This window comes from Pseudoalteromonas sp. CO325X, from assembly GCF_004208955.1.
GTDB lineage: Bacteria > Pseudomonadota > Gammaproteobacteria > Enterobacterales > Alteromonadaceae > Pseudoalteromonas > Pseudoalteromonas ruthenica.
The window spans coordinates 1-17,906 of record NZ_SGPG01000022.1; the positions used below are offsets into that span (position 1 = coordinate 1).

Genomic DNA, 17,906 nt, shown 5'->3' on the forward strand with positions numbered 1-17,906 from the left:
ATGGGTCATTAGCTCAGTTGGTAGAGCAGTGGACTTTTAATCCATTGGTCGATGGTTCGAATCCATCATGACCCACCATTGCCTTTTCTCATTATTACCCCAACTTCTTATAATTAAGCGCACAAGAATCTAGTCGTAGCGAAGACCTTTGCTTCTTTTTAGCGTCATAGTTTCGTATAATTACGGCAATACTTTTGCAATGTAGATGTAGTTTGACCAGTATGGGTATTAGCGAGAATATCATGCCGGAGGATTATATTTTTCCTCCTAAGCCAGCTCCTCTTTCTGATGAGCAGAAACAGCAGCACAAGGCGCGCATTAAACAATTACTGCAAGAAAAAAATGCAGTGTTAGTGGCGCACTATTATACCGATCCAGAGATCCAGGCCCTAGCAGAGGAGACCGGCGGCTGCGTGGCAGACTCGTTGGAGATGGCTCGCTTCGGCGCGCGCCAAGAAAACGCTGATATGATCATCGTTGCGGGTGTGCGGTTTATGGGTGAGACAGCGAAGATCTTAACCCCAGAAAAAACCGTGGTCATGCCTACCCTAGAGGCAACTTGTTCATTGGATGTGGGTTGCCCAATTGATGAGTTTAGCCGCTTTTGCGATCAGCATCCTGAGCGTAAAGTAGTCGTGTATGCGAATACTTCAACGGCTGTGAAAGCGCGCGCTGATTGGATCGTTACTTCATCGTGTGCGTTAGAAATCGTTGAGCATTTAGATAGCGAAGGCGAGAAGATCATTTGGGGCCCAGATAAGCATCTAGGTAGCTACATTCAAAATCAGACCGGCGCTGATATGATCATGTGGAATGGTGCATGTATTGTTCATGATGAGTTTAAGACTAAAGCGCTCAAAGATATGAAAGCGCTGCACCCTGATGCAGCGGTCTTGGTGCATCCTGAGTCACCTGCTGAGATAGTTGAACTTGCTGATGCCGTAGGCTCCACGAGTCAGCTTATAAAAGCGGCACAAACCATGGATAACAAGAAGTTTATTGTTGCCACCGATCGCGGTATTTTCTATAAAATGCAGCAGCTGTGCCCAGAGAAAGAGTTTTTTGAAGCGCCGACCGCAGGTGAAGGCGCAACGTGTAAAAGCTGTGCCCACTGCCCGTGGATGGCCATGAACGGCCTCAAAGCCATTGAGGAAGCGCTCATTGATCCGCAAGGCAAAGAGGTGTTTGTGGACATGGAACTGCGCCAAGGCGCACTGCGCTCGCTTAATCGCATGCTAGACTTCACCGCCGCCATGGCACGCTAACGGTGTTTTACTAACCAGTTGATTTGGTTTTGTTAAAAACACCTTGCAACCCCGGCAGTGATTGCATAGTATATGCGGCGCTGCCAAGGCAGCGAAAAAAGTGCGGAGAGGTGGCTGAGTGGCTGAAGGCGCACGACTGGAACTCGTGTATACGTTAATAGCGTATCGAGGGTTCGAATCCCTCCCTCTCCGCCATTAATTCAATAAAAGAAAGCCCAGCATTATGCTGGGCTTTCTTGTTTCAGTGTCCGGCCGCAAGCTTATTCCCATCTATCAATTTCCACTTTGTAGGTAAGGCTTTTAGCCTTACACAGGGTTTAGTCAGGCTCAAGCCAGACCTACAGGGAGGTTGTGTTGTGGGCAAGGCATTGGCCTTGCGATTGTCAGGCTAAAGCCAAACCTACAGGGGATTGTGTTGTAGGCAAGGCAGTGGCCTTGCGATTGTCCGGCTAAAGTCAGACCCACAAGGGTGTATTGTGGGCAAGGCAATGGCCTTGCGATTGTCCAGCTCAAGCCTGACCTACAGGGAGGTTGTGTTGTGGGCAAGGCATTGGCCTTGCGATTGTCAGGCTAAAGCCAGACCTACAGGGGATTGTGTTGTAGGCAAGGCAGTGGCCTTGCGATTGTCCGGCTAAAGTCAGACCCACAAGGGTGTATTGTAGGCAAGGCATTGGCCTTGCGGTTGCCAGGCTCAAGCCAAACCCATAGGGGTTGTTTGTAGACAATGCATTGGCCTTGCGGTTGTCAGGCTCAAGCCAAACCTACAGGGGTTGTTTGTAGGCAAGGCAATGGCCTTGCGGTTGTCAGGCAAAAGCCTGACCCACAGGGGACTGTGTTGTAGACAATGCATTGGCCTTGCGGTTGCCAGGCTCAAGCCAAACCCATAGGGGTTGTTTGTAGACAATGCATTGGCCTTGAATTTATCAGGCTAAAGCCTGACCCTCAGGGGTTGTTTGTAGGCAAGACATTGGCCTTGCGGCTTTCAGGCTCAGGCCCGACCTACAGGAGTGTGTTGTAGGCAAGGCATTGGCCTTGCGGTTGTCAGGCTAAAGCCAGACCCACAGGGGGGATGTTTGTAGGCAAGGCATTGGCCTTGCGATTGTCCGGCTCAAGCCCCAACCGACAGAGATACTTGCGCATTGCTACTCGCGTTACTATTCCCTACTCACACTTTATTTGCTGCTCACCGAGGTGATACACGTTATTAACGGCGACATAGCCACCAGAGAAAATGGCGGTGGTGGGCAGAAGTATCGGCGTGAGTAATATCCCAGAGAGAGAATAATAAGTGTTTGTCTCTTCAGCTACGTTAATAATGCGCAAAGTCTTCTTATCTGACGAGAGCTCACACTTGCGCTCTACATAAGGGGTATCGCTGGGCACTACTACGCAGGCGCTACAGATGATACACAGCGTGGCTACAACGACTGATTTAAGGTATTGCATCGTAGTCCCTTCGCTTAAGCTAGTTCATCGGCGACTTCAGCTATTTTTTGCCGTAACCATACGTGGCTGACGTCGCGATGTAATAGCGGCGACCAAATCATATCCAACTCAAAAGGCGCGATGGGGAAAGGCGGCTCTAAAATGGTGAGCCCGGGATCGTCTTTATAAATTTTTGCGGCTTTGGAGGGCAAGGTAGCAATGAGATTTTGCTCCTTGGCCAAATGAATAGCGACGTGGTAATTACGGGTAAAGGTGGCGATATTTCGATGCTTACCAAAGTGTGCTAAGGCTTCGTCCACCCACCCGAGTTTTTGCACATCCTCTGGGTCCATGCCCACACCCACACCAAAACCGGTTTTGCTGACCCAAATATGGCGGGCATGAAGATAGCTGTCGAGGTTAAAGTTATTTAAAATCGGGTTGTCTGATTTGACCAAACACGAGAAGCTGTCTTTCCAGATACGTTTATGATGAAACGACTGAGGCAATTTTTCAAAACGGTTAAGCGCCATATCAACCTTGCCATTTTCAACATCATGAAAGGTCACATCACTGGGCGTAAGAATATCCAAAGTGGTATCCGGGGCTTCCTCATGCAACTTACTCAGTAATCGTGGAGCCAAAGTACTGGCTGCGTAGTCACTGGCCATCATGCGAAACACACGCTTACTGCTTTGCGGCTCAAAGTCGCGATTCGGTGCTAGCGTTTCCTCTAACGTCATGAGCACGCCACGGATCACGGGTTGCAGCTCCAGAGCGCGCTCAGTGGGAACCATGCCCTCACTGGTGCGCACCAGCAGCGGATCATTAAGCAGATTTCGTAAGCGTTTTAAACCATTACTCATTGCCGGCTGAGTAATACTCAACTGATTCGCGGCCTTTGTGACATTGCATTCGCGAAGCAAAGTATCAAGATAGACGAGTAGGTTTAAATCAATCTTATTTATATTCATTACTTGCTGCCATTTTTATTATTTATGCCTAGTGTAGCTTAAAGGTGGCTAAGAAAACACACTACCAATGATGTATAAAGCGCTGGCACTGTGGGTAGGGATAAACCTGTTTATACTCACCTTGAGTGATTTTAGCTTGTGCTTGGCGCCAGTAAGCGGGGTCGAGAAGCTCAGGGTGAGTTGCCAGTAGTGCTTGTTTGTGCACCGGGTTGGGTAATACAAAGGTGCTTAGCTGCTCGGGGAACACATCGTTAGGTGCGACCGACAAAGTGCTTTCTTCGCCGCAAGCATCGTCATGGCCAAGCTCGCGAAACTGCATATCGGTGAGATACTGCACTTCGTCATAGTCATAAAATACCACGCGGCGATGTTTCGTCACGCCAAAGTTTTTTAATAACATATCACCGGGAAAGATATTGGCGGCAATCATATCTTTGAGTGCTTGGCCGTATTCATCAATGGCTTGTGCGGCTTTAGTACTATCCACTTCTTGCAAGTATAAGTTCAACGGCGTCATACGGCGCTCAATATACAAATGCTTGATGATGAGCATGTCGCCTTCAATACGAATAGAGTTGGCAATACTCGCCTTAAACACCTCAAGTAGTGGCGCGCTAAAGCAGCTCAAAGGTAAAGCAACATCTGAATATTCCAAGGTGTCCGCCATGCGGCCAACACGGTCATGGCGCTTAACCAACTGGTAGCGCTCGAGCACTGTTTTACGGCCAAAGGGTTTACTTGAGCCAAAGCGATCACGAATTACTTTAAACACATAGGGAAACGAGGGCAGGGTAAATACCATCATCACCATGCCGGGGGTGCCGGCGGCCAATTCAAACTGCTCATGGGCGTGACCCATATGCTCGAGTAACTCGCGGTAGAATTCTGTCTTACCTTGCTTATGAAAGCCAATGGCATTGTAGAGCTCGGCTTTGGTTTTACCGGGCATCAACTGATTGAGAAAGTGTACCAGCGCCGAAGGAGCATGAGTTTGCACCATAAAATAAGCACGGGCAAAGCCAAAAATGACCCGCATTTGCGACGACCGAGTCAGCAAGGCATCAATATACAGGCCCTTGTCACCATCATGAAGGACAGCGATGACAAAGGGTTGCGTGCCCGTTTGCGAAACCACACGGCCAACAATATAGGCGGCCTGGCCGCGATAAAAGGGCGCTTGTAAAATATCAAAGCGCATTTGATAACTTTGCACATGGGTCTCGGGCGCTTGTTTGATAAAGGCTTTCACTAATAAACGAATGTCTCTATCGAGATTGGCAAACGCACAGCCAAATTCAAATTGCGTAATGATTTTGCGAATAGTCGGCTTAAGCCCCTCGGTGACCGGAAAATAACTACGATATTCGGCTTCCACTGGGAGCGCGGGAGCATCGGCAAGCGTGGCTTGCACAAAGATAAAGTTATTATGGTAATACTTGCGATGGAACAAGCGACAAAATACCGAGTTATAAAAGGTTTCGGCCAGCTCTGCTTGGGGGTGAAAAGTGAGGAAAGCGCGGTAACATTCTTTGGTTTGGGTCCATAAACTGGCCTGCTCAGCCGGGTCACCGACGCAATCGCGAAGCTGCGCTACAGTCTCATTCACGCGTTTGTCGTAGTAACTAATACGCTTACTGGCGATGGCGCGCATTTGGCTCCAATCGCGCTCAGCAAAAGCCGCAGGAGCCTGAGCTGTTATTGATTGAAACAACTGATAGTGATGGTGAAAGCCATCAAGAATGCGTTGCGCTACGGCCTGTGCTTGCACTGGGATCCCTCTTAGAGTAGAAGCTCTAAACTAGACTATGCCAAGGGCAAGCTATGGTGCAAGCCTTATTGATATTTTTTTAACGACTTTTCTAATTGCGCCAAACGCTTTTCCGTTTGCTTAATGCGTTCATTGTAGCGCTGCTCAATCCCCTTAATGTTAGCATTAACTTCTTTTTTCAGGGCTTTGCGCTCATCATCAGACATTAAGCGCTCTAAACGCTGTTCTTCGGCGAGTGTTTTAGCGCTACGTTCACGTTTTAAAATAACCAGTCGGTGTTTAGTTGAACGTAACTGCAGTTCGATATTGTCTCGGCGCTGCTCTAGCTGTAGCTCGGTAAGTTGCTTCGAAAAGTTGTTATCAAGCGGCTTAATTTCGACATTAGAGTGACGTACTTCATGCTCTTGTGCCTGCTCATCACAGGGAAACTGGCTAAACGTCGTGCCATTTTTTGTCTCGCATTTATAGTAAACGGTATTAGCCGTAGCCTGTGTAGCGGCGGCCGCACACATTGCCAAGGCAGTGGCAATAACTCTTTTCTTTGTCACTTTGATACCTCTGATCAGACCTCATTCATTTTTTAATATAGATGAACTAAAAATGAATGTCACTAAAGCAATACTAAGGTATGAAAAAGGTTCAATCAGTCACGCCCAGCAGTACCTACTGAGCGTTGAATTTCTTCAGCTGTTTTAAGCCTTGAATAAGGAAGGGAATATCAAGCTGTTGATCAACGCCAAAGCCCTCGGTGGCGGAAATATGTTTATAACTACCGTCGCTGTTGAGCAGCGTAATGCGGTCTTTACGCATGGCAATAAATACGCCCTGCGAGTAATTGATATTCGCCATGGCGTCGGTGTGAGTCAGGCTGTTAGCGATAAGGGCGGCGCGAGCTAACTCATCGCAGCCCCAATATTCGCTCAGCACTGTGGCGATAATATCTTGTGGCTGGGCAATGAGCGTACTCTGTTGTAGCTGAGGGTCATTGCTCCATAGCTGTGAAATAGCGGTGATACGAGAAGGGTGCTCAGCCTCCAGAGCAAAGGCAAACACCTTACGTTGGCCATCTAGTAGTGCGCTATTATCCTGATCGATGCGCACTCGAGGCGAGGGATCGCTGTGGATAAAACGGTAGGCATCGATATTGGTATCGAAGGTGATAGGCGTGCGGCGCCACAGAGGGTCAATACTGTCTTTAGTGAGACTCTGACGATAGTAGCTAGGCAGCCCATACACTAAATTGAACAACGCATCTTGCTTGGCAACCGGGTGTAGTAGCTTTGCTGCAGGTTGCAGTGCAGGGTTTGCAGCGACAAACTCGGCTAGTTGCTGGGTGGACGAGAACACTCGAATATCGACTTGCGGCGCATCGGCGCCAAGTTCACAGCTCGGTAAGGTTGCGGGCATGACAAAACTAACAGTGGGGCCATTAACATTGACCTGGCGTGCTTGCTCATATTGCTCAAGATCTAATAAATCGTTTTTCGCTAATAGCGACTTGGCTGTTGTCGGATAAGACAGGGGTAACATATTGTCTTGTTTAGTAATATCAAACTCTAGTGCAGCGTCCGCCCAAATATGAATACTGTGGCTTAGCGCAAAACACAGCACCAACGAAGCGGAGATATATCGGCCAAAACGAAGTCGTTTTAACTGCGCTAGGTGATGCCAAGCATAATTACTTATCAGCAACTGATAGGCGAGAATCATCAAAATTAGGGCACTCACCAGCAAGGTCGACAACGCGGGCGTGTTGGTTACGTTGCGCCAAAATAACGATAAGATCTCCCCAAGTGCACTGTAATTTAGATGATACCCGAGGTTGTAATACACGAACGCATCGACCGCCAGTAGCGTCATACCTGCCGTGGCAAGTACCGAGGCCATACCGCGAATATGTCTTGGATAGGGGAAGATAAGTGACAGTGGGAAAATAGTCAGCACAAAGGCTAAAAAGGTAATAAAGGCGGTGTGGCTGAGCCACGTAACCACCATATAAACACTGCCAATAGCTGTTGTTGGGGCGGCATCAGCAAAGAGGTAGGCAAGGCTAATAACCAGCGCAAGACCAATATTCGCCAAGGTAAACCAATGGCCCCAAGCAAGAAGCTGACTCGCTTTTGAGGCGAACTGATTTTGCGCAGATAAGTTCATTACCTTACTTTACCGAGTCGGCAAGGGCGTTGGCAAAGTTTTGTGCAACTGAGGCCCTTTTTGCTTCGGGCACATGCTCTTTAATAATATGCGTGATAGTATTGCCCAAACACATCAGGCTTAAATCTACCGGCGCCTTCTTTTCGGCAAGGACAGCAACTAGCTGGTCGACAAGTTGTTCTACTTCTTCATTAGTATATTTAGATAACGCTGGCATCGGTGGATTTCATACTGATTATATATTCTTGTATTTTAACACCGCAGGAGTGAAAAACAAAGATGAGCACTGAGGTTAAAAAGCTGGTTGTGCACTACGTCGACAAAGAAGACGACAGTACCCAAATTCATTTGCGCAACGACGAAATGCCAATTAATGATCGTGTAAACGTGTTTATTGAACAGCTCCACCATGCTTACAACGGCAAACCTGGAAAAGGCTTTTGCGCCTTCAGCCCAGAGAAAAGCAGTGTGGTTGCCAGCAGTATGCAAAGTTATCGAAATAACGAGCTGGGATTTTGGCAGGTTACCGAGCAAGCGGCGAGTGTGCTAAAAGAAGAGCTGGATAAATACGCTTTCAATGAAAGTGGTTATTTAGTTTTTTGCCATTATCAATATGTCGCCAGTGACTATATTTTAATCGCGCTTATTAATATTAAAGAGCATTATACTATTACCTCCGAGCTTGATTTGGCGGCGTCTCGCCATTTAGATATTACCCGCATGCAATTGGCAGCGCGTATTGATCTTGCCGCGTGGGATACACAGCCCGAGGATAATCGCTATATTTCCTTTATTAAAGGTCGCGCTGGGCGCAAAGTGGCCGACTTCTTTTTAGACTTTTTAGGGTGCGAAGAGGGCATTGACCCGAAGCAACAAAGTCGCTCTATGCTAAGCGCCGTAGAGGATTACTTAAGTGAGCAAGAGCTAGATAAAGAAGAAAAGGATGAGCGCCGCCGCGAGGTGTTTGACTACTGTAGCGACAGAATCAATAGTGGTGAAGATGCCAACATTGAAGACATAGGGCGCGCCATCAGCAAAGATGATGAGCAAAGCTTTAACAGCTTTTACGAACAGCAAAGCTATGATTTGGCTGAATCCTTCCCGGTGGATAAAAAGACCGTGACCGGCATGGTTAAACTCTCGGGTATGGGTGGCGGCGTGAGCGTTGGGTTTGAGCGCAAGCATTTAGGCGAGCGAGTGATTTATGACCCAGTCAACGATACCTTGACTATCAAGGGCGTGCCGCCGAATTTAAAAGACCAACTCGATCAGCTCGGTGATGAGTCTTAGTACTATACAGTGGGGTTAACGTCCACTGGTAACTAAGCGTTATAGAGATACAAAAAAGCCGCTGTGAAAACAGCGGCTTTTTTTATGATGGTACAAGCGCCTTAGTCGTTGACTGTCTGTGCTTGATGCTCATCTTGGTGTGCAGCGTGTGCCACCTTGGTGTCAGTGGACACTGTCTTCGGCGTTGCTGCATCGGCGTAAGCATGGCTTACAGGTGCAACCGAACCAGGCTTCAATGTGCTGCTTTGAAGCGTCATACGCGCTTCGCTTGGCATGGCTTTCGGCACTTCAGAAGCAGCCACCAATGCTATCGCTTGTGGTTGTGTCGCAGGCGCACTGGCATGACCTAAAGTTTTGCTTGCAGCCGGTGTTACCGCTCGCTGCGGCTCAGGCTCAGCTGAAGGCTCTGCCGTTTCTTGCTCAACTACGGCTGCGGGTGCAGGTTCAGCTGACGGCTTATCTTCTGGCTCTGATGGTGCTTGCGGTTCGCTCTGAGGCTGTTTCGCTTCGTTAAACGCGGATGCTTCAGCGGCCTCAGGCTGCTGTGCTGATTCTCCGGATTCTACTTCAGTAACGCTTTGCTCAGGTCGTGCCTCGGCTGCTGGCTCATCAGTGTCAATGATTTGCTCAGCGGCGGGAGCGGTCTCTTCTTGCACGGCCGCGACCGGAGTTGCTTCAGCTTCTATAGCCGGGGCTTGCTCAGCGGTCTCTTGCGTACCGTTAGCAGGCGCTGTTTCTGCTGCTGCGTTGTCTGCTGCTGCAGTCGTTTTTGTATCGTCGTTCACTTGCTTTGGCGTGTCATCGCTTGGTTGTTGCGACTGCTCAGCCATGGCTTGATCTGCGACGGGTACAAATGCCGGTGAATCACTGTCACCTTCTTGCTTATCACGACGGCGGCGTTGACCTGCTGCGCGTAAGTGACGTGGTGAACGGCGAGTACGGGTACGACCCTCTTTTTCACCTTCACCTTGCTCATTACTCTGCGTTTGCTCGTCAGTGGTTTGCGGTGCTTCGTCAAGCGATGCTTTCTTTGCAGCCACATCATTGTGCTTTTGCGCAGTTTCTTGCTGCTTTTGCTCTTTACCTTGTGTTGGCTTAGTTGGCTTATCCGCCTTCTCAAGTGCCTTTTCTGGCTGAGCTACAGCTGCTTGCTGCTCAGGGTTTTCAACAGCAGCAGCTGGCTTTTCTTCGCTTGCAGTGTTGTTCAGAGTGTTTTCTACACGTACTTTTTTACGCAGGTTGCGACGTTGGCGACGCTGCTTTGGCTTCGCTTGCTGTTGCTCGTCGCTTTGCGCGTCTTTGGCAGTGTTCGCAATATCTTTGCTTTCTTGCTCGTTGGTGGTGTTGTTGTCGTTGCGGTTATCGCGACGACGGTTTTGACCGCCACGACGACGCTTATTGCGATTACCACCGCGTTCGCCACCGCGCTCGTTTCGATTATTGCTTTCTTCAGCCTTATCTTTATCTTGCTCAGCAACCTCGGCGTTTTGCGTGCGCGGACCTTTTGGCTTATTGCGCGATTGATTATTACGACGACGCTGATTATTGCGGCGACGATCACCACCGCCACGGCGCTCGTTATTGCTCTGTTGTTTACGTTGCTTATCTTGCTCTGGCTGCTCTTGCTCATCACTAAACAAGCTCTTCAACCATTGCCCGATGCGGCTTAGTAAACCTGGCTCTTCTGTCGCTTTGGGTTGCGCTTTAGGGGCGCTCACTGGCGCCGGGTCTTTCGGCATAACCACACCCTTAAGCACAGGCTCCTCGCGCTTAGGTGCAACAGGTGCGCGTGAGTACTCGACTGCTTCCGCCTCAGGCTCAGCAATCTGCTCGTAGCTAGCCGCTTCTAAGGTTTCATCTTTACGTAAACGCACTACTTCATAGTGAGGTGTTTCCATGTGTTGGTTTGGAATGATCACTACGTCACAGTTATGACGTTTTTCGATTCGTTGTACGCTGCGGCGTTTTTCATTTAACAGGTAAGCACCGACGGCAACAGGGACCTGGGCATTCACTTGTGAGGTGTTGTCTTTGATTGCTTCTTCTTCAATTAAGCGCAAAATTGAAAGCGCAATGGATTCGTTTGAGCGGATAGTGCCTTGGCCACTACAGCGTGGGCAGGTGCCCTGGCTCGCTTCACCAAGAGAAGGGCGCAAACGTTGACGCGACATTTCCAACAGGCCAAAACGTGAAATCTTACCGATTTGCACGCGGGCACGGTCTTGGCGTGCAGCGTCTTTTAAGCGGTTTTCTACTTCACGTTGGTGACGTGGAGGAGTCATATCGATAAAGTCGATTACGATCAGACCACCAAGATCACGCAGGCGCAGTTGGCGGGCGATTTCATCGGCTGCTTCTAAGTTGGTGTTCAAGGCCGTTTCTTCGATATCACTGCCTTTGGTTGCCTTTGACGAGTTGATATCAATAGACGTCAGGGCTTCAGTTGGGTCAATAACGATTGAACCACCTGATGGTAAGCGTACTTCACGCTGGAACGCTGACTCAATTTGGCTTTCGATTTGGTAATGAGTGAACAAAGGCACATCGTTTTGATACAACTTTACACGGCTCATGAAGTCAGGGCGGAAGCGCTCAATATGCGCTTTGGCTTCTTCAAATACCTTTGGCTTATCAATTAGGATTTCACCAATATCACGGCGTAAGTAATCACGAATAGCGCGGAAAATCACGTTGCTTTCTTGGTGAATCAAGAAAGGGGCTTTATCGCTATCGGCTGCTTCTTTGATTGCTTGCCAGTGAACCAGCAGGGCCTTAAGGTCATAGTCAAGCTCTTCGAATGATTTACCAACACCAGCGGTGCGGACAATCAACCCCATGCCTTTAGGCAAATCTAAGCGGCTAAGTGCGTCTTTTAATTCGGCACGCTCTTCCCCTTCAATGCGACGAGAAATACCGCCGGCGCGAGGGTTATTCGGCATCAGTACAAGGTAGCTACCAGCAACACTAATAAAGGTAGTCAGAGCCGCGCCTTTTTGACCGCGTTCTTCCTTATCAACCTGAACAATGACTTCTTGACCTTCTTTGATAACGTCTTTGATGTTTGGGCGACCGTTGAAGGTATAACCGCTAGGGAAGTAAGTACGAGCGATTTCTTTTAGAGGTAAGAAACCGTGGCGTTCGGCGCCATAATCAACAAAAGCGGCTTCAAGTGAAGGTTCGATGCGGGTAATTTTACCCTTGTAAATATTGGCTTTTTTTTGTTCGTGTCCAGGGCTTTCGATATCTAAATCATACAGGCGCTGGCCATCAACCAGTGCAACGCGCATTTCTTCTTGCTGCGTCGCATTGATTAGCATACGTTTCATATTGTTACTCTTAAATTCTGTGCATAGTGCCCGACCACTTAGGTCTTTCGGCGCTCTTATTTTTGTCTTCGGTGCAGTCTCACGACTGGGCTTTTAACGCAAAAGCTTAACGTTCTAGTTTCACCTTGTGTTGCAACTGGCGATAAAAATAGCGGCCAATAGGGCCTTATTTGCCACGCTCAATGCGTGGACTTTACGCAGTGCAGTTTATCTTCAACAAGATGACTGTGTCGTTTTTACCGATACACCTTCACGGTGGTCGATAGCATTATGTTCATTGTCTACATTAGTGGTATTTGCCCTAAGCATGTGCTTAATCAAAGCAAAAACCCATCGTTTTATTGTTCGTTTCCGCTTGCCCTTTTGGGCGCTTGCCACTTGCGGTCGCAGCCAGCGAAGCAATCTATTACGCGCATTGCTTGCTACTGCCGTCACGTGGGTTCTGGGTGATAAAAGCTGTGGAAATACGAGCTCGAATCTGTATGATCGCTTTCCCAGAATGTGTTTCACGCAAGTTTGGCCTAAGCCAATGGCAACGTAAACAACTACCGCTCAACGGTGGTTTTACGTGCTTGGATTATCCCATTAAAACCGCTGCGTTAGCAACTAAATTATGACTCAAATCAGTGATTAGGCAATGAAAGACTCCATAGGCACTCAGGTAAGCTTTGTAACAGTCGATGAAGACTACAGCGGACAGCGCATCGACAACTTTTTGATTACCAAACTAAAAGGGGTGCCCAAAAGTGCGGTATACCGTATTTTGCGTAAAGGCGAAGTGCGGGTGAACAAAAAGCGGGTGAAACCGGTGTATAAGCTGCAAAGCGGCGATACTGTGCGCATTCCGCCGATAAAAATTGCCGAGCGTCCAGAGCAGCAGGTACCTACTAATCTTGATAAAGTGAGCAAGCTCGAAGACGCTATTTTATTCGAAGATAAGTACCTTATTGTCATCAATAAACCCGCAGGTATGGCGGTGCATGGTGGCAGCGGCTTAAGTTTTGGCTTGATTGAGGCGTTACGAGCGCTGCGTCCGCAGGAGAAGAGCCTGGAATTAGTGCACCGCTTAGACCGTGACACCTCCGGGTGTTTATTGATTGCTAAAAAACGCGCGGTGTTAAAAGGCTTGCATGAGCAATTGCGAGAAAAAACCATGGAGAAAAACTATTGGGCGCTGGTTGCCGGACAATGGGATGCTAAGGTGCGCAATGTGACTGAGCCGCTCAATAAAAATACGCTGCAATCCGGTGAGCGGGTGGTGCGGGTTGACCATGAACGGGGTAAAGCGTCCCATACTCGTTTTCGCGTGCTCGAGCGTTTCGAACAGTGCTCCTTGGTACAGGCATCGCCTGTGACCGGGCGGACCCACCAAATCCGCGTGCACACCCAGTGCAAAGGCCACCCCATAGCCTGCGACGATAAATATGGCGAGCAAGTATTTGATTCCGCGATGCGCGAATCAGGCCTGAACCGCTTGTTCTTGCACGCTCGCGAGCTGCGTTTTATTCATCCTAAAACGGAAACCACTTTGGCACTTGAAGCACCGTTAGACAAGGCATTAACGCATTGCTTGGAGAAGTTACGTCGTGCTTAATAGCAAAGAGCTTATTATTTTTGATTGGGACGGCACGGTGATGGACTCGGTAGGCAAAATTGTTGCCACCCTGCAAGGCGCTGCGCGTCATTTTAGCGTGCCAGAACCCACCGATGAGGCGGCCAAGAATATTATCGGGTTGAGCTTAGAAACCGCGATTGCCACGTTATTTCCCGAGCACAGTCAATTCCACACCGACCTGGTGGCGCGCTACAAACATCACTATGTGTATGAAGATAAAACGCCAACGCCACTTTTTGCTGAGGTTGAAACGACCCTTGCAGCGCTTAAGAGGCAAGGCTATCGGCTGGCGGTCGCAACGGGTAAAAGCCGCAAGGGGTTAGACCGCTTACTCGCTGAGTCTCAGTTGGCTGATTATTTTGAGTATACGCGCACCAGTTGTGAAGCTCATTCAAAACCACACCCCGATATGCTCGAGCAAATTTTAACAATGTGTGATGTCAGTGCTGATAAAGCACTGATGATTGGGGATACGCAAATTGATATGCAACTGGCGGCCAATGCCAAGGTCGATGCCGTGGGAGTCACCTTCGGGGTGCATAATGCCGCGCAGTTGCAACAGTTTTCCCCCGTTGCAACCGTCGATCATTTCAGCGAGTTGCGTACGTTATTACAGCGCTAGCGGGTCAATTTGCCAATTCAGTAGCATGGTGTTGAGTTGCAACAGCGGCAGCCCTATTAGGCTATTAGCGTCATTACCTTGCATGCGGGCAAATAAGCAAATCCCTAAGCCTTCGCTTTTAAAGCTGCCTGCGCAATTAAGCGGTTGCTCTTTAGCAATGTAATTGGCAATTTGCTGCTCGCTTAGGGTGCGAAACTGCACCGTAAAAGGTTCGACAACCACTTGGGTCTTATCCGTTTCTAAATCAAGCAATGCCAGCGAAGTTAAAAAGGTGACTTCATCGCCACTAAAGCGCGCCAGTTGTTGCTGAGCTCGAGCAACCGTATGCGGTTTTCCTAAAATGTCGCCTTGATGCACAGCGACCTGATCAGAGCCTATTACGATGCCTTTGTTATAGTGTTGGTGCGCGGCATTGGCTTTGGCGAGGGCGAGGCGACGTACTAATACTTCAGGGGCTTCATTGTGTTCAGGTGTTTCATCAATATCTGGGGAAAAATGAGTGAATTCAGGGATAATTTTTTTTAATAATTGCTGCCGAAATGGCGAACTAGAGGCTAAGATAAAAGCTAATTTCATGGCCCGATCATCGATTTGTTAAACATCGGCCTTAGAATACGGCGCAATCGGGCGAAAAACAAAAGGAAAGTCGAATTTTATTTTGACTCTACTAGCAACTATCTATATGATGCAGCCCCTATGCAAAAGGTGAAGATTCCCGTCACCCTTGACCCGGGCAGGGCCGCAACACGCAAGTTAGAATATGACGGCGTGATTCGGCTTGAAGAACTTTCTCGATTCGAGCAAGTTGTGCTGGACTCAAGTGGTGAGATAGCGGTACATGTTCATTGCAAACATGACGAGCAAGGTTTAACGGTGCTGTCGGGGTCGATTAAGACCACGGTGACACTAACCTGTCAGCGTTGCAATGAAGAGTTTAGGTTGGATTTGGATCAACACTTTGCTTATACGCCAGTTGGCATAGGTGCAGAGTCTGGTGATCTTCCGGATTACTATGATGTCGTGGAGCTAGATGAGAACGGCGAAGTCAACCTTCGGAAATTAGTGGAAGATGAGTTGATATTGGCTATTCCTATCGTGCCTATGCATGACGAAGCATCTTGTCGATACTCTGAAGAAGCGAAAAGCTTTGGAGAGATCGAGGCAGAAGATGAAAAACCAAATCCATTTGAAATTTTGAAACAACTTAAGAAAGATTCTTAGGAGAAGGCTAATGGCGGTACAAAAAAGCAAAAAGTCTCGTGCAAGACGTGGTATGCGTCGTTCACACGATGCGATCAGTGGTCCAGCTCTAACAGTTGATAAAGTGACTGGTGAAACTCACCGTCGTCACCACGTCACTGCAGACGGCTACTACAAAGGCGTTAAAGTAGTTTCTAAGTAAGAGATTGCTTTATGCAACGCAGTCTAACCATTGCGTTAGATATGATGGGGGGCGATTACGGCCCCCGTTCATCTATCCCCGCCGCAGTTGAAGCGGTTCATCTACACCCAACACTTACCCTGATCCTCTGCGGTAATGAGCAGTTATTACAAGAGCAGCTTTCTCAGCTCGATGCACTGCAACATCCACGATTAAAAATTCAGCACTGCACGCAAATCGTCACCAATGCTGACGAGCCAGCTTCTGCGCTGCGTAATAAAAAAGACGCATCAATGCGTATCGCTCTCGATTTAGTCAAGCAAGGTAAAGCACAGGCTTGTGTTAGTTCCGGCAATACCGGCGCATTATTTGCTATGGCTCATTATGTGCTAAAAATGCTGCCTGGTATTAAACGCCCAGCGCTGATCTCATCGGTGCCCACTGAGACCAAAAAACCGGTTTATTTACTTGATTTAGGCGCTAACGTTCACTGTGATGCCCATACTTTGTATCAATTTGGCATTATGGGGTCGGTGGTTGCTCGCGAGTCACAAGATATCGAGCACCCCCGTGTGAGCTTGCTTAATATCGGTTCGGAAGACATTAAAGGTCATGAAGGCATTAAAGAAGCGGCGCAGATGATGCAAAAGAACCCCGCGCTTAATTACACTGGTTACAGCGAGGGCAGTGATATTTTTAGTGGCAAGTCAGATGTGATCGTGTGTGAAGGGTTCGTTGGTAACGTGGCGCTCAAGACCTGCGAAGGCATTGCTAAATTGATTATGCACAAGATGACGCGTGCATTGAAAAAGCATTTGCTTTATCGCGGTTTGGCGCTAATTCTTATGCCTGTCATAAAAAAAATATATAAAAAGGTGAACCCCGACCAGTATAACGGTGCATCTTTGGTAGGATTGCGCGGTATAGTGGTTAAAAGTCACGGAAATGCCTCAGCGAGTGCATTTCTTGCGGCAATTAATGAGGCTGTAAGGGAAGTGCAACGACAGTTGCCTGAGAAGATACAAACGGCCTTTGCAGAGCATGAACCCATGCAAGACGCGAGTTAAGCGCTGCGCCAACCTCCCTCCTCATTAACTGCCTGCCAATATTCGCGAACATCGCTAAAACAAACGAAAAGAGCAGCATATGTCTGAAAAAATCGCAATTTTATTTCCAGGTCAAGGCTCCCAGAGCGTTGGTATGTTAACCGAGCTATTGGCTGAGTCGAGCACTGTGCAAGAGACCTTCCGTGAAGCGTCTGATGCCCTTGGCTATGATTTGGCTGACTTGGTACTTAATGGTCCACAAGACAAGCTAAACGAAACCCATCGTACGCAACCAGCACTCCTGTGTGCATCAGTGGCTATTTTCCGCCATTGGCAACAGCAAACAGATCAAGGGCACGAGTTGGTGCTTGCTGGGCACAGTCTAGGCGAGTATTCAGCACTGGTGTGTGCTGGGGTATTGGGCTTGGCCGATGGCGTGAAACTTGTAGAAAAGCGTGGCCAATATATGCAGCAGGCGGTTCCTGCTGGCGTCGGCTCAATGGCTGCGATTATTGGTTTAGATGATGATGCAATTGCCAAAGCATGTGCCCAGAGTGCACAAGATCAAGTGGTTGCACCGGTGAATTATAATTCACCAGGCCAAGTGGTGATTGCCGGTAACAAAGAAGCCGTAGAGCGCGCCAGTGAAGCCTGTAAAGAGGCCGGAGCGAAACGTGCATTGCCACTTGCTGTGAGTGTGCCATCGCATTGTGAGTTGATGAAGCCAGCGGCAGAGCAATTAAAGGCTGATTTAGATGCCTTGGCGTTGCAAGCACCTAAATACAGTGTCATTAACAATGTTGATGTCAGTGCCGAGCAAGATATTGAAGCAATCAAAGATGCCTTGGTCCGCCAGCTGTATTCACCTGTACGTTGGACTGAAACCATGCAAGCGATTGCAAAACAGGGCGTGACACAAGCGTATGAATTTGGCCCAGGTAAAGTGCTTACAGGGCTGGTGAAACGAATTGATAAATCAGTTGCATGCAGTGCAGTGAATGATATCGCCAGCATTGATGCAGCGAAATAAAAGAGAACAA

At 48.4% G+C, this 17,906-nt stretch carries 16 protein-coding genes and 2 tRNA genes; 10 read left to right on the forward strand and 8 right to left on the reverse strand.

Annotated elements, in window-relative coordinates; all coding sequences use genetic code 11:
• Positions 1-2 precede the first annotated feature (2 nt).
• From EXT46_RS12205 to EXT46_RS12215, 3 genes are all read left to right on the forward strand, one after another.
• A tRNA-Lys gene (locus tag EXT46_RS12205) sits at positions 3-78 on the forward strand.
• A 143-nt stretch (positions 79-221) separates the two neighbouring features.
• A complete protein-coding gene (gene nadA, locus EXT46_RS12210) occupies positions 222-1,265 on the forward strand; it encodes a quinolinate synthase NadA (protein ID WP_053910912.1) in 1,044 nt (347 codons plus the stop codon).
• Between the two features lie 104 nt (positions 1,266-1,369).
• Positions 1,370-1,460 (forward strand) — tRNA-Ser (locus EXT46_RS12215).
• A 966-nt stretch (positions 1,461-2,426) separates the two neighbouring features.
• On the opposite strand, the gene EXT46_RS12220 is transcribed toward EXT46_RS12215, so the two are convergent.
• From EXT46_RS12220 to EXT46_RS12245, 6 genes are all read right to left on the reverse strand, one after another.
• Positions 2,427-2,711 carry a hypothetical protein gene (locus EXT46_RS12220; protein WP_130147569.1) on the reverse strand — a complete coding sequence of 95 codons (285 nt, stop codon included), beginning with the start codon at positions 2,709-2,711 and terminating at the stop codon, positions 2,427-2,429.
• A gap of 14 nt (positions 2,712-2,725) precedes the next feature.
• Positions 2,726-3,664, reverse strand: a complete 939-nt coding sequence (locus tag EXT46_RS12225) for a LysR family transcriptional regulator (RefSeq protein WP_022945972.1) — start codon at positions 3,662-3,664, stop codon at positions 2,726-2,728.
• Positions 3,665-3,725: 61 nt separating this feature from the next.
• Positions 3,726-5,432 carry a bifunctional isocitrate dehydrogenase kinase/phosphatase gene (gene aceK, locus EXT46_RS12230; RefSeq protein WP_130147571.1) on the reverse strand — a complete coding sequence of 569 codons (1,707 nt, stop codon included), beginning with the start codon at positions 5,430-5,432 and terminating at the stop codon, positions 3,726-3,728.
• A gap of 65 nt (positions 5,433-5,497) precedes the next feature.
• Entirely contained in the window at positions 5,498-5,980 is a 483-nt protein-coding gene (locus EXT46_RS12235; RefSeq protein WP_130147574.1) for a DUF4124 domain-containing protein, read from the reverse strand.
• Positions 5,981-6,095: 115 nt separating this feature from the next.
• Complete coding sequence (locus tag EXT46_RS12240; protein WP_130147576.1) at positions 6,096-7,586, reverse strand: DUF3413 domain-containing protein; 1,491 nt, start codon at positions 7,584-7,586, stop codon at positions 6,096-6,098.
• A gap of 4 nt (positions 7,587-7,590) precedes the next feature.
• Positions 7,591-7,803 (reverse strand): DUF1414 domain-containing protein, encoded by a 213-nt coding sequence (locus tag EXT46_RS12245; protein ID WP_022945968.1) that lies wholly within the window; start codon positions 7,801-7,803, stop codon positions 7,591-7,593.
• Positions 7,804-7,865: 62 nt separating this feature from the next.
• On the opposite strand from EXT46_RS12245, the gene yejK reads away from it, so the two are divergent.
• The gene (gene yejK / locus EXT46_RS12250) at positions 7,866-8,876 is read left to right on the forward strand and encodes a nucleoid-associated protein YejK (protein WP_130147578.1); all 1,011 of its coding nucleotides are present in this window, start codon (positions 7,866-7,868) and stop codon (positions 8,874-8,876) included.
• A gap of 101 nt (positions 8,877-8,977) precedes the next feature.
• On the opposite strand, the gene rne is transcribed toward yejK, so the two are convergent.
• Positions 8,978-12,202 carry a ribonuclease E gene (gene rne / locus EXT46_RS12255; protein ID WP_130147580.1) on the reverse strand — a complete coding sequence of 1,075 codons (3,225 nt, stop codon included), beginning with the start codon at positions 12,200-12,202 and terminating at the stop codon, positions 8,978-8,980.
• 637 nt (positions 12,203-12,839) lie between these two features.
• Between rne and rluC the strand changes: the two genes are divergently transcribed.
• Complete coding sequence (rluC, locus tag EXT46_RS12260) at positions 12,840-13,796, forward strand: 23S rRNA pseudouridine(955/2504/2580) synthase RluC (RefSeq protein WP_130147582.1); 957 nt, start codon at positions 12,840-12,842, stop codon at positions 13,794-13,796.
• Positions 13,789-14,439, forward strand: coding sequence for an HAD-IA family hydrolase (locus EXT46_RS12265; protein WP_276319720.1), 651 nt, complete (start codon positions 13,789-13,791; stop codon positions 14,437-14,439). Before rluC ends, EXT46_RS12265 begins: the two co-directional genes overlap by 8 nt.
• Here the strand turns inward: EXT46_RS12265 and EXT46_RS12270 are convergent.
• On the reverse strand, positions 14,428-15,015 hold the full coding sequence (locus tag EXT46_RS12270; protein ID WP_053910907.1) for a Maf family protein: 588 nt from the start codon (positions 15,013-15,015) through the stop codon (positions 14,428-14,430). The two genes, EXT46_RS12265 and EXT46_RS12270, sit on opposite strands and share 12 nt — an antisense overlap.
• A gap of 120 nt (positions 15,016-15,135) precedes the next feature.
• Between EXT46_RS12270 and yceD the strand changes: the two genes are divergently transcribed.
• From yceD to fabD, 4 genes are all read left to right on the forward strand, one after another.
• On the forward strand, positions 15,136-15,660 hold the full coding sequence (gene yceD, locus EXT46_RS12275) for a 23S rRNA accumulation protein YceD (RefSeq protein ID WP_022945961.1): 525 nt from the start codon (positions 15,136-15,138) through the stop codon (positions 15,658-15,660).
• Positions 15,661-15,670: 10 nt separating this feature from the next.
• Positions 15,671-15,841 carry a 50S ribosomal protein L32 gene (gene rpmF / locus EXT46_RS12280; RefSeq protein ID WP_045978428.1) on the forward strand — a complete coding sequence of 57 codons (171 nt, stop codon included), beginning with the start codon at positions 15,671-15,673 and terminating at the stop codon, positions 15,839-15,841.
• Positions 15,842-15,852: 11 nt separating this feature from the next.
• On the forward strand, positions 15,853-16,887 hold the full coding sequence (gene plsX / locus EXT46_RS12285; RefSeq protein WP_022945959.1) for a phosphate acyltransferase PlsX: 1,035 nt from the start codon (positions 15,853-15,855) through the stop codon (positions 16,885-16,887).
• Positions 16,888-16,966: 79 nt separating this feature from the next.
• Positions 16,967-17,896, forward strand: coding sequence for an ACP S-malonyltransferase (fabD, locus tag EXT46_RS12290; protein WP_130147584.1), 930 nt, complete (start codon positions 16,967-16,969; stop codon positions 17,894-17,896).
• Positions 17,897-17,906 lie beyond the last annotated feature (10 nt).